Origin of the sequence: Pseudaminobacter salicylatoxidans (assembly GCF_003148475.1) — a bacterium.
GTDB lineage: Bacteria > Pseudomonadota > Alphaproteobacteria > Rhizobiales > Rhizobiaceae > Pseudaminobacter > Pseudaminobacter salicylatoxidans.
On record NZ_QGGG01000024.1, the window covers coordinates 1 to 17,164 of the forward strand.

A 17,164-nucleotide genomic window follows, 5' to 3' on the forward strand; every position below is an offset into this window, starting at 1 on the left:
AGTCGGGCTACGCCCTCCCGCCGTTCCCCGCTTGCGGCGCCAAGTGGCCTACTTTTGCGCCGCCCAACGGCCTGGTTTTGCTCCGCCGTTGACACCCATGCCAACGGACTGGACCTGCGAAAAGGTGAGCTGAAAACCGAGCAGCACAATCGCTGTCCTGAGAATTGGACGTTGGCAGAAGGCGATCCCGGCAGCCGCGCCACGGGGAATCTCAATGATGTTTGCAAACATGATGCCCAAGATGACAGCGAGGATCATCGGGCTGAAAATGGCAAGCGCTGGGAAGCCACGCAGCGAATAGGCCGCACCACTGACGACCGCAGCAAGGAATATCCCAGGTAAGATATCCTGCAGCTTAGTCGTTATCCGAAAAGACGTCGAGTGTTGCTTTGACTGGACCGGGGAACGAGCAGACACTTGATACTCCATCTATGCATCGAACGAAATCTCATTCCAACACCGCAGGGTCCAACGCAAAAAATGGATCAGAATGATCGATTGTTTCGAATAGTTCGGTCGACTAGACGGAGCGGAGGTTTGGCGCTCTGCAGGAGCAGCCCATTCGTCAGGTGCGCTAGCTCAATAGTTGGACCAGGATATTATTCCCACCGATGTAGGTTCGGCGAAAAGGCTTTGGCAGAGATTCGGTGTTAAACTCCGACGCCTGCAACCCGATTTCTGCGTCCGCAAACCTGCCGCAAACAGCTTTTCAGGTCGTTGCTCTCTCTCGGTTCGGCAACCTCGCAGTCCAAGCTATTCCGGGTCGTAAACTCCGAGACATATCCCAGCGCAAAGAGAGGCAAGCTCTTTGAAGCGATAGCCAATCTAGAACCGCTCAAATGATCTTAGACGACGGCCTGCAACTCCACGGGAATCGGGTGAATTGATTTTCACTTGATGATGCTGACAAGGAAGTCTTCATTCCAACCCGCGCTCAGTCGTTTCGAAGTCATCGATAGCTTGGCTGGATGGCGACGCAACAGGTTGTGGGCCATATGCTTGATGGTCGTGAAATTGGCTGGCGCATGATCGGTTCGCACACGGCATTCGTCATCCCTGAAGACGCAATCCATCAGCCAGTGCATACTTTCCACGGACCAGTGGCGCCGTACGACATCACCGAGCTTGTCGGCGCCGTCAGCTGAAGATGTGATGTAAAAACGCGTTTCCCGTTCGACCTTGGCGTCAATTTCTGTCTCGCTGTCGACCATGATGATAGCTTTCATGCCCGGCCATTTGTGGCGCTGCTGCAGCCATCCGATGTCGTGGAAGACAGTCACGTTGCGGGTTACGATACGGCCGTGATCCCCATCGACGGACTTGTGCTGGCTGACCGTGGAGTCGCTGAAATTGCTGGATTTTTGTTCGTTGGAAAAAAGTTCGACATCCTCACGAAGGGTCCCCTGGTTACCTTTCAGTGCAAGGACGTAGTCAGCCTTTTTGTCGATGATCTTGCTGGCAATGTCACGCTGGCAGCCCATCGCATCAATGGTGATGATGGCGCCCTCGATGGCCAGCATCTCCAGGAGCTTCGGAATTGCGACGATCTCATTGGACTTCTGCTCAACCTTGACCTGCCCAAGGACCAGGCGTTGCTGGGCGGCAAAGGCCGAGACCATATGGATGGGGTTGTGCCCACCCTTCTTGCCGGAGCGTCGGCTAGTCTTTCCATCGATGGCGATCACGCCTTCGGGTATGTCGGTCAGTGCCGCAACCCAATGGACGAAACACTTCTGGAAGTGTTCTGCATCAAGGGCGGCGAACACTTCTCCAATGCGATCGTGGTCCGGCGTTCCGTTGGCAAAGGGCCGAAAGCGGCGCAGCAGATCAGGCTTCAATCTCCCGAACTCGGCAATCCCGGTGAAGGTCTCGGCCCCGGCCACAACGGCAAGCAAGGAGAGCAACAGGATCTCATCAAGCGGATAGATCACCTTGCTGAGCTGCCGCGGGTCGGACAGGTCGGAGAAATGATCAAGAAAAACAACGCTTTCAAGAACAGCTTCTTCGGATACGCTCATGGTCAGAAAATCCCAATCGAATCAATTGGGTTCCCACAGATTCAGCACTTCCCGCAAATGTCACGCATTAACTCGCCCGATTGCCTTGCCTGCAACTCGGGACGGCGTTGACGGGCAAGAAAAAGTGTTCTAACTTATTGAACAGTGTTTAGATTATATGAACAGGTAAGTGCTCATGGCCTTGTTCCTCCCCGGCTGGCCCGAAGTGCCGGCGGAATATCCCTCCGATAGCGTCGGCATGCATCCGCCTTATGATACGCCGGCCTACATCTTTACCAGAAAGCGCGCTCCATCCCGGCCCTTAAGATATATTCCGCAGACTGCTACGGAGTTGTACGGGCCTGTGTATGGACACGAAAGTGTTCGTCCAGAAGACTCGGATCTGACTCGTCAGCATGACGGAGAGCCGATAGGAGAGCGCATTCGAATTACGGGGCGTGTTATCGATGAAGACGGCCGCGGCGTTCCAAACGCACTATTGGAAATCTGGCAGGCGAACGCAGCTGGTCGCTATATTCATAAGTTAGATCAGCACTTAGCACCCCTTGACCCAAACTTTTCGGGCGCTGGCCGTACCGTTACCGGAAGCGACGGCTCATATTCATTTATTACGATTATTCCTGGTGCTTATCCGGTCGTGGGACTGCACAACGTCTGGCGTCCACGCCACATTCACATCTCTTTATTCGGGCCGTCATTTTTGAGCCGCTTGGTCACCCAACTCTACTTCGAGGGCGATCCCCTACTCAGATATGACTCCATCTATAATGCAGCGCCGGATTTCTCAAAGAGAGGAATGGTGGCTTCGCTCGATCTTGAGGCTACACAGTCTGAATGGGGCTTAACTTACCGCTTTGACATTGTTCTGCGGGGCCGAAACGGGAACTATTTCGAGGAAACTCATGCGCATTGAAGCCCCGATGACGATCACACCATCTCAGACAGTCGGTCCCTTCTATGCCTACTGCCTGACGCCAGACGACTATCAAACGATCCCTCCTATTTTTGGAAGGAACCTCGCCACCGACGATGCTGTGGGACAGCGCATTTCAATTTCGGGAACGCTCATCGACGGAGATGATCATGCCATCCCTGATGGTATGATCGAACTCTGGCAGCCTGATGGAAATGGCAATTTTGTAGGTGCACAAATCAACCCACGAAAGTCATCATTCACGGGCTTTGGCCGCACCCACTGCAATGAGTCTGGCTCCTTCACATTTCACACTGTGAAACCGGGTCGTGTTCCGACATCCGCAGGGATCTTACAGGCGCCTCACGTTGCGCTTTCCATCTTTGGAAAGGGATTGAACCGCAGATTATACACGAGAATCTATTTCGCAGATGAAGTCTCTAATGATGAAGACCCGATCTTGGCTCTCCTGTCGAGTGATGAGCGTGCTACGCTTATCGCAGAAAAGATCGATGATGCCGCCTTTCACATCACAATCCGCCTTCAAGGACAGAGGGAGACGGTTTTCTTCGAAGTGTGAGATCACAAACATAGCACTCGCCTGCGAAGGCTGCCTTTGCAGCGCAAGGTAATTCTGACGCCAATCGCGTGGCCGCATGTGTTGAGAAAGACCGGACTACGTAAGTTTAGCAACATCAAGCCAAGGAGGAATATGATGTTCTCGAAAATGTTGGTTTCCGCAGTGACCGCGACAGCGCTTCTGTCGACATTGCCCGCCTTTGCCCGTGATCTGAAACTTGCCGATTTTCATTCGCCCTCGCATTTTATTGTTGAAGAGGTATATGAGCCTTTTGCGAACGCAGTGTCAGAGGCAACGGGCGGGGATTTAACCGTCCGACTCTATATGGGAGGGGAGCTTGGCCCAGGCCCAAACGAGCAGTACAATCGTGCTGTCGATGGCGTCGCTGATATCGTCTTGGCTATGCCGGGTTACACGGCCTCTACATTTCCATTGACCCTTCTTGCCGACCTGCCCGGTGTGATTGACGCTGAGACCGGTACCGAACGCATGCTGGCCAACATTGACAAGCTCTCTCAGGAGTATCGTCGAGTTCAGCTGCTCGCCCTATGGAATAACGCACCGTCGTTTTTGTTCTCTGCGACCAAGCCAATTCGTAAGCTCGAGGATCTTGCTGGCATGAAGGTTCGCGTCCCATCACGTAACGCAGGCCTTGTGCTCGAAGCGTGGGGAGGTGTTCCCGTTTCCATGCCTGCAAGTGAAGTTTATAATGCGATGCAAACGGGGGTCATCGATGGAGCGATGATTGACGCCACAGCTCTGACAGGGTTCAGACTGGAAGAGGTGACAAACTACATCACAGTCGGCATGGATACGTCGATTTCCCAGTTTTTGATGGTGATGAATCTCGACAGTTTCCAGGAGCTTAGTGAAGAGCAACAAAAAGCTGTTCTCGATGCTGGTCAGGAAGCCGCACGAAACGGCAATAGGGCTTGGCTCGGCGTTGCATCCACCGCCCTCAAGGACTTCGCTGGAACGGAAGGTAAAGAAGTAATTACGCTTTCAGAGGAAGAAATCGAGAAATTCAATGCCGCAACTAGTACCGTGGTCGAGAGCGTGATTGAAGAAGTCGAAGCAACAGGCGTTGCAGCACGCGCCTATGTCGAAGCGCTACAGAATGACTAACTCTCCGACAATAAAAAAGAAGCAAGGCATCGCCCATTCGATAGTAATCGAATGGGCGGTTGCCTTCTTAACGTCTCTGTCAGCTCTAGCCTTAGCCATTATCTTATGCACCAGCTTTGTTGGCGTCATCATGCGCTATTTCTTTCAGACCCCAATCCTCGGTAGTGATGAGATAATTCAGCTAGTCTCGATCGCGTTGGTTATGCTCGCAATGCCAGGCACCGCCCAGCGCGACGGACATGTGCGAGTTGATGTGTTCGATAAGCATATCGGCGTGTGGGGCCGTTTCATTGGCGACTTGTTCTCGCGTGCCGTAGGCGTCTACCTCATGTACCTCTTGACTTGGCGCTCGTGGCTAAAACTGCGTGAAGCACTGGAGTATAACGACCTATCCAACATGCTGCGTGTCCCATTCTGGCCATTCTATGGACTCATGGCGCTCGGCGGTGCCCTTTTTGCGGTTGTTCTGGTCCTGCAAATAGTTGACCTCATTCGCGGGGGTACAGGCGCGCATGACTGATTTTTCGATTGGCCTCTTCGGCATCGGAGCGCTTTTCGTATTGATGGTCTTGCGCATGCCAGTTGGGATGGCGATGCTGACCGTGGGCTTCTTCGGCACGTGGATGCTGAATGGCTTCCGTTCGGCGAACGCCTTAATGGTTACGGAGACATTCTCTCAGGTATCCAACTACTCGTTGACCGTCATCCCTCTATTTATATTGATGGGCAATATAGCTTCGGTAGCCGGCTTCAGCCGTGGGCTCTACGAAGCGGCTTTTGCATGGGTGGGGCGACTCCCTGGAGGTCTTGCTTCGGCTTCAGTCCTTGGGTGTGCGGCGTTCTCCGCCGTCAGTGGCTCATCGGTGGCGACTGCGGTTACCATTGGACGTGTCGCACTGCCAGAGATGGCGCGTTTCAACTATTCCAGCGGGCTCGCAACGGGTGCGATTGCTGCCGGTGGCACCCTTGGTTTCCTTATCCCACCATCAACCGGCTTTGTTATCTACGCCATTCTCACCGAACAAAGCATTGGCCAATTGTTCATGTCGGGTATTCTCCCCGGTCTCTTGCTTGCAGGCTTGTTCATTCTCACGGTCACCCTCATCTCGCTTCGAAATCCAGAAGCGGGACCGCGCGGAGCTCATGTTCCGCTAAAGGAACGTATGGCTGCCGCACTCCGTGCGGCGCCCCTGCTAACGGTAATCATAGTATCAATTGGGGGTATTTATCTTGGTGTATTCACGCCAGTCGAAGCCGCCGGCATCGGCGCGGGACTGGTCCTTATCTTGGCTCTATTTACGCGGAAGCTGACTCCGTCAACCGCTTGGCGAGCGGTTAGCGACACGGTCAGCACTACAGCCATGCTGTACCTGATCATTATAGGCGCAGCAGTCCTCAATCCGTTTCTATCGATGACACAATTGCCGTCGATGTTGGGCGAAGCAATGACGTCTGCTGGTCTCGGCCCCTATGGCGTGCTGTTTCTTGTCGTTGTTGCCTATCTGATTTTGGGGATGTTCATGGACGGGTTAGCAATGCTGGTCGTGACTGTTCCCATCTTCTACCCCATCATGATGTCGATGGGCTTTGATCCGATCTGGTTTGGTGTTGTAGCCGTTATCATGATTGAGATGGGTATGATCACGCCTCCTGTCGGCATGAATGTATTTGTCGTGAAAAGTATTGCCGGTGATGTGCCCATGGCCACGATTTTTCGCGGCGTCCTGCCATTCTGGTTTGCAATGGGGTTCTGTCTGCTTTTGCTCGTACTTTTCCCCCAAATTGCATTGTTTATACCCCAGGCGATGTTCTGACTTTTTCAGCGAAATACAAGTGTCCCGGCCAACTGCGCAGCGGTTGGCCCGGACACTTGCCTCTACCTCCTGTTCCACCCCAATGAACGAGACATTTCAGCTGCGGCCTCTTGTACATGAATGGTGCAGAAGGTCAGTTTCTCCTCCCTAAGACGGCTGGCAGGTCCAACGATTCCGAGCGACGCCACCACTTTGTGGGTCTGGTCACGAATCGGTGCTCCAACCGCATTCACACCTGGTAAGTAGCCGCCAAGATCGACAGCATAGCCTAAACGCCGAATGTCCTGGAGTTCAGCTCTCAATATCTCAGAATCGACGACCGTTTCCGATGTAAAGCGTTTGAGGGGTTGCGAAAAGAACTGAGACAGTTGCGGCTCTTCTATGAAGGCAAGCAGAGCTTTGCCGTTTGCAGAGCAATGCAAAGGGGCGCTGCCACCGACGCGAGACGCGACACGCATAGGCTCGGTGCTTTCGTTTTTTGCTAGGTAGAGAAGCTCCGAACCGTGCAAAACAGAAAGCGTCACCGTCTCCCCCGTCTTTTCCATCAGAGCCTTCATGGGGGGCGAGCAAACCTTGACCAGATCTAACTGAGCAAGCTTAGTTCCGGCAAGCTGAACGAGTGCGAGCCCGAGCCGGTATTTTCGAGTCTCAGGATGCTGCTCAATGAAACCTGAACTGGCGAGGGTGCGGAGCAGATTGTGAACTGTAGCGCTGTTAATATCGAGGATTCTTCCGATTTCGCGTACCCCGAGCCATTCAACATCGGGGGTGAATAGCTCAAGTAAAGCAAGCGCTTTAGAAACCGTCTGAACTGTGTTTTGTGGCGAATTTGGCTCCAGAGCCATAGTCCTCTCATTCTTGCAAATTGCTGCCAAGCGGCGGGTCCTTCGCGTTACAACTTCGTGAACTGTAAACCGGCGACATGAGTTAGGTCGAAGGCGCGCACTCAAGTCACCCTACCTGCTTTAGAAACGTACCATTCCATCACACATCGGTTGGAGGGGCATCATACTTCTACCGCTACCAGATTCCTTTTTCTGCCGCTTCGGCGAAGGTGAACTTCGCCGACGCAGCAACGCAGATCGCACAGAAATCTTATACGATAAATGCTGTTCATATTAAGCTAACGCTGTACATAATAGCCAGTCAAAGTTATAGCTACGGCTCCATCCCTAGATTCATCTTACTGGGCGTTTTGATGTCATTTTCCCCCCTTGATTCAGACCTGTTGGGGCCTCTGTTTACGACGAAAGAAATGAGGGACGCGCTCTCGGAGCGTCGATTTCTCGGGTTGATGTTGCGAGTCGAAACCGCTTTGGCGCGCGCTCAGGCTGCTGAAGGTTTGGTCAGCCAAGAGCTTGCCAACTCCATCGCCGGTATAGATCCTGGCTCTCTGGACATTAAGGTACTGGCAGAGCAGACCCGACTTGGAGCGGTCCCTGTCATCCCATTCGTAAAATCAGTGCAAGCCATGCTTCCGCCGGATGTAGCAGGTGGCTTCCATTTCGGTACTACGAGCCAAGACATCATGGATACGGCCATGATTCTTCAAATGGCCAAAGCGGTGGATCTAATCGAAACTGATCTAAGTGCCTTGCTTTCTTCCCTGTGCGAGCTAGCGGAGGAACATTGCGAGACTCCCTGCATCGGGCGCACAGCTGGCCAACATGCTTCGCCTGTCACATTCGGCTTCAAAGTGGCAGGCTGGTGTGTCGCGATCGCTGAGCACTTAGCTCAGCTTGAGCAACTTAAACTGCGAGTGCTCGTCCTCTCATTGGCTGGTCCTGTAGGCACACTGACCCAAATGGGCGATCGGGCCGAAGCCGTTGTGACGAGGACTGCGGCGGATCTTGGATTAGCCGTCCCCGCTATGCCGTGGCACACGCATCGTAGCAGAATTGTTGAACTAGGTAGTTGGTTGGCCATCCTTCTCGGAATTCTAGCGAAGATGGCGACAGATGTGCTTCACCTTGCGACAACGGAAGTGGGAGAGGTATCTGAGCCAGCGGTCGCCGGCCGGGGTGGCTCCTCGGCTATGCCTCACAAGCGAAATCCTGTTGGATCGATGATCATTCTGGCCCAACACTCTGCATCAGTGGGCCACCTTTCGACGTTGGTGAGCGCGATGGCAAGCCTTCATGAAAGGCCCGTTGGCGCCTGGCATTCTGAATGGCTGGCGCTCCCGTCTCTCGTCGGACTGGCGGCAGGAGCGCTCAGAGAGGCTCGTCTTCTAGCTGGTGGCTTGGAAGTCGATGCCGCACGAATGTACCGAAACATAGAATTGACAAACGGAATGATATTCAGCGATGCGGTTGCGGGAGGTCTAGCGCAGGCGATGGGACGCGCCGAAGCTTACACCGCCGTAGAGGAAGAAGTCGCCAACGTCGTCCGTTCAGGTGGGCACCTTCGGGAACGTCTGACCAAACGCTTCCCCGCCCACCATTCCACCATCCTGCAGGCATTTGAGCTTGCACCAGCGATCAATGCTGCCGCGAGCCGCTGTCGCGCAGCGCTAATCTCTGTTCGGAAGCAATTGGCATGACTTGCTAGTTTCGGCTCAACAGAAAGGAGCTCCAGGAAAATGTTACCCGCTGATCAAGCTGGCATACCGCCTTGCGAAGGGCCTCGCGCGCGCTCTGCGCCAATAAGTTTTGCAATACCAAAAGGCGCATGGGACACTCATCTCCATGTTTTTGGCCCAACGGCTGTGTTCCCATATGCGGAAAAGCGTCCGTATACTCCGCCGGATTCACCGCTTGAAGATTATCTGGCGTTGATGGAGCGTTTGGGCATCGAACGGGGTGTCTGTGTCCACCCGAATGTGCACGGGATTGATAATTCAGTGACTATTGATGCGGTCGAGCGTTCTGATCGCCGTCTCCTCGGAATAATCAAGCCTCATCGTGATATGACCTTTACGGAACTGCGTGACCTGAAGACCCGCGGTGTAAGAGGGGTACGTTTCGCATTCAATCCCCAGCACGGTTCCGGCGCACTCGACACCGAACTGTTCGAGCGAATGCATGGTTGGTGCCGTGAACTCGATTGGTGCATAAACATGCATTTTGCTCCTGATGCTTTGGAGGGGCTATGTGACCTCATCGCGGGAGCTGAAACACCGATCATAATCGACCATTTTGGCAGAGTTGAAACGGCGGCCGGAGTCAACCAGCTTCCCTTTAAGATCCTACGTGATCTTGCGACTCTTGATCATGTCTGGATTAAGTTGACGGGAGCCGATCGGATCTCGCATTCAGGTGTTCCATATGACGATGTTGTGCCGTTCGCACACGCCTTAAGTGAGATAGCCCCTGACCGCCTACTCTGGGGAAGCGACTGGCCGCATTCCGGGTACTTCGACCCGAAGCGCATGCCAGATGACGGAGATTTGTTGAACTTAGTTGCCCGGTTTGCTCCTGACGTCGCTCTCCGGCATAAAATCCTGGTTGATAACCCTGCCCGATTGTTCGGCGCCATCTAAAGGGCGGATATTCAATGCAACCTTTCGTGTACAATTCAGCTCCTTCAAGGGTTATCTTTGGCCGTGGAGCATCACGATCACTGGCTGCGGAGCTGGACCGACTAGGGCTGAAAAGAGCGCTGGTACTGTCCACACCGCAACAAGAAGAACAGTCGCTTTCAATCGCGAGCAACTTAGAATGGCGGTTGGCGGGGTCGTTCCATGAAGCCGCTATGCACACTCCGAGTGAAGTCACGGCGGTGGGTGTCAGGCGAGCGAGCGAGGTCAATGCGGACTGCTTGGTTGCTATCGGAGGTGGTTCCACAATTGGTTTGGGCAAAGCAATAGCGTGGCGAACCGATTTGCCACAGGTTGTGGTACCGACGACATATGCGGGGTCAGAAATGACCCCCATACTGGGGCAAACGGAAGATGGGTTGAAAACCACAATCCGTAACCCAAAAATCCAGCCCCAGACGGTGATCTACGACGTTGACTTAACTCTGACCTTACCGGCCCAAATTTCTGTTACGTCAGGCTTGAATGCGGCTGCACATGCGGCTGAAGCGCTTTACGCCCGGGACCGCAATCCGGTGATTTCCCTTTTAGCAGAGGAAGCTATTCGCGTCCTGACCCAGGCGCTCCCACGGATCGTCGATGACGAGCGAAATGTCGAGGCACGAAGCGAGGCGTTGTACGGAGCCTGGTTGTGTGGGATTTGTCTCGGCTCCGCGGGAATGGCTTTGCACCACAAATTGTGCCACACGCTTGGGGGCAGTTTCAATTTGCCTCATGCAGCTACCCACTGCGTGGTACTGCCTTATGCCTTGGACTACAATCGTACGGAAATTCCCGAAGCAATGGCAGCGATGTCGCGCGCAATGGGAGGTGTGGACGCTGCAAGGGGTTTCCGTGCTCTCGCAAAGAACTTAGGAGCCCCGACGTCCCTCCAAGCATTGGGCTTTGAAGAAGCAGATATAGCGCGCGCAGCGGAGCTCGCCACGGAAAATGCTTATTGGAATCCACGTCCAATCGAGCTCGCGCCAATACGAACGCTCTTGACCCATGCATGGCGTGGCGATGATTTGTGAAAGACTTTGCGCCCCTTCAGCACACGAGTATGACGATGATAGCCTCCTGTCTCCAGCCATCCGAGCCGCACTTTTAAGGTCGAATCGTCCCCACCAGTAAGGTCACGCGAAAGATCTTGAAGCCTTAAACCCGGATATATGCGGCGCCGCGAGCCAGGCGTCGTTTGTGTCATAAGAGCGGCGCGCAGAGATCGGTTCTCGCCGACCGTCTCTTAACGCGACGGCGAGCCTCGCTCGTGCCAAAGCCGTTTTGCTGGCGGTCACCCGCGATGGGCGCCTCCACCAGCTTGATTCCAAAGGAGCCAGACGATCAACAACGCCACGACCAACCTGGGGTCAGAACAAGAACTGTTCGAAATCATACGCTAAGGTCGAACGGACCGTGAACCGTCGTCTCTGACGCGCATGATGGTCTGCCGGCTGGTTTCGAACTTTCTGGCGAGCGCGGAAACGCTCATGCCATTGGCCAGCCCTTCAAGAACGTCTTGCTTCCGCATTTCGTTGAGCCGCGCCGGTCGACCAAGAATCTTTCCTTCCGATTTTGCCCGTTTGAGGCCGGACTGCGTGCGTTCGATAAGCAGGTCACGTTCGAACTGCGCGACGGCGTTGATGACGTTCATAGTCATTTTGCCAGCGGAGCTTGCGAGATCGACACCGCCCAGAGCGAGGCAGTGAACCCGGACACCCAATTCCTCCAGTTTCCCTACTGTGGTGCTCACATCGATGGCGTCCCGCCCAAGACGGTCGAGCTTTGTCACGATGAGCACGTCGCCGGCTTCGAGCTTGTCCATGAGCCGGATGAAGCCTCGGCGCTGCGCAATGGCGACACTGCCGGAGACTGTTTCGGTGACGATGCGGCGTGGCTCGATGTGGAAACCGGCTGCCTCGATTTCCTGAATCTGGTTTTCAGTCGTTTGGCCGGTCGTGGAGACACGGACGTAGGCAAAGGTGCGTGGCATGGGCTCGATTCGTCCGAATAGGCTGTCCGGAATGTCGAGCATGTCCATAACTATGTCAAGGTAATTTGTGGACAGTGCGGTTTCACCCTGTACGGAACCGGTCGTTTTCGGACATGCCAAGGGGTCATCGGCAAGATGTTGTGTGGAGTAAAGAATGGCCCGACGGAAGCTTCTCAAAATCCAGGATCGACAGGAGCTGTTCGGCGTGCCGATCGATGAAGACAGCCTGATCCGTCACTACACTCTGTCTCCAGCCGATCGGCTGGAGATCGCAGTCCGAAGACGCAAACATAACCAGCTCGGCTTTGCTGCCCAGCTTTGCATGATGCGATATCCGGGCAGGACGCTCATGGCGAACGAAATACCGCCGCGGGGAATGCTCAACTATATCGCCGAGCAATTGGATGCCGATCCAGAAAATTTCAGTTCTTATGCGAGGCGAGAACCGACCCGGCTGGAACACGTATCGCACCTCCTCGCCTATCTTGGGATGAGAACTGCAGCAGCTCCGGACCGGCGGGCCGCCTTGATGTCGGCGATCGAAACGGCAGCGACGACAGACAAAGGGTCTTCTATTGCCAAGGCAATCATCACCACCATGCGGGACCGCAATGTGGTGCTTCCTGCGCCAGACACTGTAGAGCGGATCGGGCTAGCGGCGCGCGCTATAGCGCGACGGCGTGCGGAAACGGCGTTGATCTCCGGCTTTTCCCCTGAGCAACTTCAGAGTCTTGACGATTTGCTGAAGGTCGATCCTGCAATCGCACAGACGCGGTTCCATTGGCTACGATCGGCTCCGGACGCACCCGGCGCCAGCAACCTGGTCGCGATGATGGAAAGGCTCTCCTTCATTCGCGCCATCGACATCGATCCCCGTCTGCAGGGCCGCATCCATTCCGGGCGCTGGGACCAGATGATCCGGGAGGGCGATGTTACGCCGGCCTGGCTTACCGCTGATTTCAACGCCAGCCGTCGGCGCGCGACGATCGTCGCCCAGGTTATCAAACTCGGCCAGAAGCTGACTGACGATGCGGTCACCATGTTCATCAAGCTGATCGGCAGGCTCTTTTCCCGGGCCAACAATCGCAAGAAGCAGCGCCATGCCGAAACGCGTAAAGAGACGGCCAAGGCGCTCCGGCTGTTTCTCGATACGATTTCCGCCCTTCAGGCCGCCAACGACAATGATGAGGATGCGATCGAGACGATCAACCGGCACGTCGGCTGGCATCGTCTTTTGCAGGCAAAGCCCGCTCTCGAGGCCATGGTGGAAAATGGAGATCCAGATCCATTGCTTGTGGCGGTGGAGCAATATGCGAGCGTCCGCAAATATGCGGCGCTGTTTCTACGGACCTTCGCTTTCCGCTCGGCTCGCCGGAACGATCCCCTGCTTGCGGCGATCGAGATCCTCAAATCCCTCTACGAAGATGGGCGGCGCAGCCTTCCAGATCGGGTTCCGGTTGCCCATCTCGGCGTGACGGCCCGCAAATTGGGCTCTGAGTAGCAACGGAACAGAAAACACACATAAGCTTGCCTACAGGTCGTCGATTCCTGCGGTTCGGGGATCGCGCAGCGGCCTGAGTTCGCCACGCGCGATGATTTCCGGCAGTGTGAAGGCGTAACGGCCGAGCATGTTGATGTGGCCGAAGCTCAACGGGGAAAGGTGGGCGACGTCCTCGGACTTCACCTCGTATCCTTCGGCGCGCAGCTGATTGAGAGCGGCGTCCATATAGATCGTGTTCCACAGGACGACGACGTTGACCACCAGGCCGAGCGAGCCGAGCTGGTCCTCCTGACCGTCGCGATAGCGCTGGCGCAGTTCGCCACGCTTGCCGTGGAAGATCACGCGCGCCAGCCTGTGGCGATTTTCGCCGCGGTTGAGCTGTATGAGGATGCGCCGGCGATAGCTCTCGTCATCGATGAACCGCAGCAGGTAGAGCGTCTTGATCAGGCGTCCCAGCTCCTGGAGCGCACGGGCCAGTTTCATCGGGCGATCGTTGGTCTGGAGGGTGCGGGTGAGCCCGGCGGCTCGCACGACGCCGAGTTTCAGCGACCCGGCGAGGCGCAGGAGGTCGTCCCAGTGGTCGGCGATGAGGCGCACGTTGATCCGGTTCGCCGCAAGCCCGTCGAGCAGGCCGTAATCAGCTTTCCTGTCCACCCGCCAGAACCGGGAGCCGCCGATGTCGGCGATGCGAGGACTGAACTGGTAGCCGAGGAGATGGAAGATTCCGAAGATCGTGTCGGTGTAGCCTGCGGTGTCGGTCATGATCTCGGTTGGAGAAAGCTCGGTTTCCTGCTCCAGGACGAGGGCCAGGAGATAAAGGCTGTCGCGCAACGTTCCGGGAATGGTGATCGCGTTGAGGCCGGTGTACTGGTCGGACGCCAGATTGTACCAGGTGACGCCGCGCTCGTGTCCGAAGTAGTGAGGATTGGGGCCGGAATGAATGGTGCGCACCGGCACGACAAAGCGCAAGCCGTCGGCCGAGGCAACTTCGCCGCCGCCCCAGGATCGGGCGAGTGGGACCGCGTTCTGCGCCGCCACCAGTGCTGCGTTGGCGGCGGTCAGCGTCTCGGCGCGCAGAAAGTTCTGTTTCACCCAGCTCAGCCGCGATCGGCGAAGCGCCGGGCTGTCCCGCCGGACAAGCGGCTCGAAGCCAGTATTGCAGGCTTCGGCCAGGAGAACCGCGCTGACGCTCGTCGCGATGTCCTCGGCGCGTGAACCACCTTCGCTCGCGTGGGTAAAATGCTCGGCAAATCCAGTCCGCGCCTGTATTTCGAGGATAAGTTCAGGCAGATCGACATGCGGGAGTCGGGTCTCGATTTCGGTGCGAAGCGCCACGAGGCTCGGCGGCTCCTCGATCTTGTCGAGCTGCGCGACCGACAGATCGACGCCGCCGGCCGTCGTCTCGAACGACAGCGCCGGGTTGGCGGGCGCGCGATCGGCGGTTTCCCGATAGGCGAGATCAAGGCGTGTCGAAAGCCGGGTCAGTTCCTCGTCGGCCGACGCCGAGACCCCGACCGTGCGACAAACGGCCGGGCGAGCCGCTTCCCAGGCCGCGCCGGACAGAAGACCCTTGCGTGGATCGGCGTAGCGCAGCGACCGGGACGCAAAGACATCCCGCCGGCGGATCGTGCGCCGGAGCTGATCAAGTACGCACAGCCGATAGCCGAACAGGTCAATCTTGCCGTCGGCCGCTTTCAACTGGCCAATCCACTCCTTCGGTGCGAAGGCGGCGGGTGCGGGTCCAGACCGTTTGACGCCATCTTGAAGGGCACGCACGTGTTCAACGGCATCCAGGAGCGACCTGCCCGCCGGAGCCGCGTCGAGGTCGAGCCCACGCAGCAGCGCCGGCGCGAAGCGAAACTGCCCCCGGTGTTTCCTGAGTTCGGCGAAATAGACGTCGTCGGGCGGCTCGGCGAGTGCACCCACCCGGTCATAGGCGGTTTTCAGGAGATCGCGCCCCACGGTCTCGAAGATGACGGCACGAACCTCGGCGTCCGGTGTCGCCTCGTCGAACAAAACGGCGGCGGCGTCGCGCAGCTTCAGCGCAGCGGCATCGAGGTCGCGAAGCGAGCGCAGACGCGCCTCCCTTGAGGCCGCCTGCGCATTGGAAAAGATCGTCGTGGTGACGACGTCGAACAGATCGATGACGTCGTCGCTGGCGCTGGCCTCGAGTGTGCGGATGAACGCCAGAAGCGTTGCGGTCCGCCGATCGTCCGGAAGTCGGGCGACCGCCTGTGCCTTGGCAGCGGACGCGAAGCGGGCGAGCGCATTGATGCGACCAGGCGGCAGCCTGTCGATTTCCGGCAACCCTTCCGTGATGACGCGGATTTCGTCGAGACGCGCCAGCGCCCGGCTGATCTCTGGGCCGCTCTGGATATAAGGACCGTCCCGAAGGCGATCGAGGGGGCTCTGGCGGACACCTTCCGGCACCACGACGAGAGCGTCGAGCCGCTCGCGCTGTTCGGGCGTCACCTTGTCGACGAGGCGGCGGAACAGACGGGCATTGGCGCGCGCGCGAACGCGGGAGACCGTCCGCTCGAGCACCGACAGTCCCGGCAGCAAAACCTTGTTGGCGAGCAGAAAGGAAACAGCTCTATCGAACAGCGCCGAGGGCCGGTCGGTGCCGGTCCAGCAAAGGGCGTAGAGAAAGCGGCTCAGCCGGAACGACACGCCGGGATCGGTGACGGAGCGATAGCCATAGCGTGCCCGGATGCGCGGGATATGTCGCCAGCGCGCCCGGTCGTTCGCATAGGCGAAAATCGCGCCCGGATCATTGAGGCCGAGTTGCTCTGCCGCGTACCCCACGGCGGACGCCGGAGCTGTCGCAAGGTCCTCGAGAAACACCCCGAGCAGGCGAACCGATCCGAGCTGGACGGCGACGCCCAGGCGGTTGCGATCGCCGCGATGCTCGGCGACAAACGCGCGATCGGCGTCATCGAGATAGAAGTACCTGACCAACTGATCGGAGGTCGGCTCGTCCGCGAAACGACCGTAGCGCCGGACCTGGTCCTCGGTGAGGAAGCTGACCGGCACGGGCTCTCCTATTTCGCGGCGACCGAACGCTTCTTGAGAAGATCAGCGGCACGCGGGCGCGGTTGGCCCTTGCTGTCGACATAGGCATAGAGCGTCGACAGCGAGACGCCGAGCTGGGTGGCGACATCACGGGCGCTGTTTTCCCGGTCCGCCATCATCGCCATCGCGGTCTTAAGCTTCGGACGGGTCATCATCCGCGGCCGTCCGCCGGCGCGACCCCGGGCTCGCGCGGCGGCCAGACCTGCCATCGTGCGCTCATGGATGAGATCGCGCTCGAACTCGGCGAGCGTGGCGAAAATGCCAAAGACAAGTCGCCCCGTCGCCGTGGTCGTGTCGACGTCACCGGTCAGCACCTTCAGCCCGATCCCCTGCTTCTGAAGCTCGCCGACAAGCCCGACGACATGCGGCAGGGATCGTCCGATCCGGTCGAGTTTCCAGATGACAAGCGTGTCGCCCTCGCGAGCGGTGTCGAGTGCCTGGGCAAGGCCGGGCCGCTCGGTGGCGCGGCCCGAACAGACATCCTCGTAGATCTTCCGACAGCCAGCCTTTTCGAGCGCATCGCGTTGAAGGTCGAGGCTCTGCTCGGCCGTCGACACCCGCATATATCCGATCAGCATGGTGATGTTCGCCCCCTTCGTCTATCAACGTAGCGGGGGCCAGGTTTTCTGGC

The 17,164-nt window shown here is 57.0% G+C and carries 14 protein-coding genes and 1 pseudogene; 9 read left to right on the forward strand and 6 right to left on the reverse strand.

The window, feature by feature from the left end:
• Positions 1-48: 48 nt before the first annotated feature.
• A complete protein-coding gene (locus C7441_RS22220) occupies positions 49-417 on the reverse strand; it encodes a putative sulfate exporter family transporter (RefSeq protein ID WP_170125234.1) in 369 nt (122 codons plus the stop codon).
• Positions 418-890: 473 nt separating this feature from the next.
• On the reverse strand, positions 891-2,018 hold the full coding sequence (locus tag C7441_RS22225; protein WP_109614743.1) for an ISAs1 family transposase: 1,128 nt from the start codon (positions 2,016-2,018) through the stop codon (positions 891-893).
• A 175-nt stretch (positions 2,019-2,193) separates the two neighbouring features.
• On the opposite strand from C7441_RS22225, the gene pcaH reads away from it, so the two are divergent.
• The 5 genes from pcaH to C7441_RS22250 all read left to right on the forward strand — a co-directional run bounded on the left by pcaH (position 2,194) and on the right by C7441_RS22250 (position 6,450).
• Positions 2,194-2,931 carry a protocatechuate 3,4-dioxygenase subunit beta gene (gene pcaH / locus C7441_RS22230; protein WP_051796759.1) on the forward strand — a complete coding sequence of 246 codons (738 nt, stop codon included), beginning with the start codon at positions 2,194-2,196 and terminating at the stop codon, positions 2,929-2,931.
• Positions 2,921-3,511 (forward strand): protocatechuate 3,4-dioxygenase subunit alpha, encoded by a 591-nt coding sequence (gene pcaG / locus C7441_RS22235; protein WP_051796746.1) that lies wholly within the window; start codon positions 2,921-2,923, stop codon positions 3,509-3,511. The genes pcaH and pcaG overlap by 11 nt, the downstream gene beginning before the upstream one ends.
• Before the next feature lie 132 nt (positions 3,512-3,643).
• Positions 3,644-4,636, forward strand: coding sequence for a TRAP transporter substrate-binding protein (locus C7441_RS22240; RefSeq protein WP_206020966.1), 993 nt, complete (start codon positions 3,644-3,646; stop codon positions 4,634-4,636).
• A complete protein-coding gene (locus tag C7441_RS22245) occupies positions 4,611-5,156 on the forward strand; it encodes a TRAP transporter small permease (RefSeq protein WP_109614744.1) in 546 nt (181 codons plus the stop codon). Before C7441_RS22240 ends, C7441_RS22245 begins: the two co-directional genes overlap by 26 nt.
• Positions 5,149-6,450: a TRAP transporter large permease gene (locus C7441_RS22250; RefSeq protein WP_109614745.1), complete on the forward strand. Its 1,302-nt coding sequence runs from the start codon at positions 5,149-5,151 to the stop codon at positions 6,448-6,450. Before C7441_RS22245 ends, C7441_RS22250 begins: the two co-directional genes overlap by 8 nt.
• Before the next feature lie 62 nt (positions 6,451-6,512).
• On the opposite strand, the gene C7441_RS22255 is transcribed toward C7441_RS22250, so the two are convergent.
• Complete coding sequence (locus C7441_RS22255) at positions 6,513-7,295, reverse strand: IclR family transcriptional regulator (RefSeq protein WP_109614746.1); 783 nt, start codon at positions 7,293-7,295, stop codon at positions 6,513-6,515.
• Positions 7,296-7,504: 209 nt separating this feature from the next.
• Here C7441_RS22255 and C7441_RS22260 point away from each other — a divergent pair, with 209 nt between their 5' ends.
• The 3 genes from C7441_RS22260 to C7441_RS22270 are packed head-to-tail and all read left to right on the forward strand — an operon-like array spanning position 7,505 to position 11,001.
• On the forward strand, positions 7,505-8,992 hold the full coding sequence (locus C7441_RS22260; RefSeq protein ID WP_244916230.1) for a class-II fumarase/aspartase family protein: 1,488 nt from the start codon (positions 7,505-7,507) through the stop codon (positions 8,990-8,992).
• Positions 8,993-9,031: 39 nt separating this feature from the next.
• Complete coding sequence (locus C7441_RS22265; RefSeq protein ID WP_109614747.1) at positions 9,032-9,931, forward strand: 4-sulfomuconolactone hydrolase; 900 nt, start codon at positions 9,032-9,034, stop codon at positions 9,929-9,931.
• 14 nt (positions 9,932-9,945) lie between these two features.
• Positions 9,946-11,001 carry a maleylacetate reductase gene (locus C7441_RS22270; RefSeq protein ID WP_109614748.1) on the forward strand — a complete coding sequence of 352 codons (1,056 nt, stop codon included), beginning with the start codon at positions 9,946-9,948 and terminating at the stop codon, positions 10,999-11,001.
• A 365-nt stretch (positions 11,002-11,366) separates the two neighbouring features.
• On the opposite strand, the gene C7441_RS22275 is transcribed toward C7441_RS22270, so the two are convergent.
• Positions 11,367-11,960 carry a recombinase family protein gene (locus C7441_RS22275; RefSeq protein WP_109614783.1) on the reverse strand — a complete coding sequence of 198 codons (594 nt, stop codon included), beginning with the start codon at positions 11,958-11,960 and terminating at the stop codon, positions 11,367-11,369.
• A 154-nt stretch (positions 11,961-12,114) separates the two neighbouring features.
• On the opposite strand from C7441_RS22275, the pseudogene C7441_RS22280 reads away from it, so the two are divergent.
• A pseudogene (locus C7441_RS22280) lies at positions 12,115-13,449 on the forward strand (DUF4158 domain-containing protein); the annotation flags it as partial.
• Between the two features lie 42 nt (positions 13,450-13,491).
• On the opposite strand, the gene C7441_RS22285 reads toward C7441_RS22280, so the two are convergent.
• Positions 13,492-16,494 (reverse strand): Tn3 family transposase, encoded by a 3,003-nt coding sequence (locus tag C7441_RS22285; protein ID WP_109614749.1) that lies wholly within the window; start codon positions 16,492-16,494, stop codon positions 13,492-13,494.
• An 8-nt stretch (positions 16,495-16,502) separates the two neighbouring features.
• Positions 16,503-17,111, reverse strand: a complete 609-nt coding sequence (locus C7441_RS22290; protein WP_056103234.1) for a recombinase family protein — start codon at positions 17,109-17,111, stop codon at positions 16,503-16,505.
• Positions 17,112-17,164: the final 53 nt, after the last annotated feature.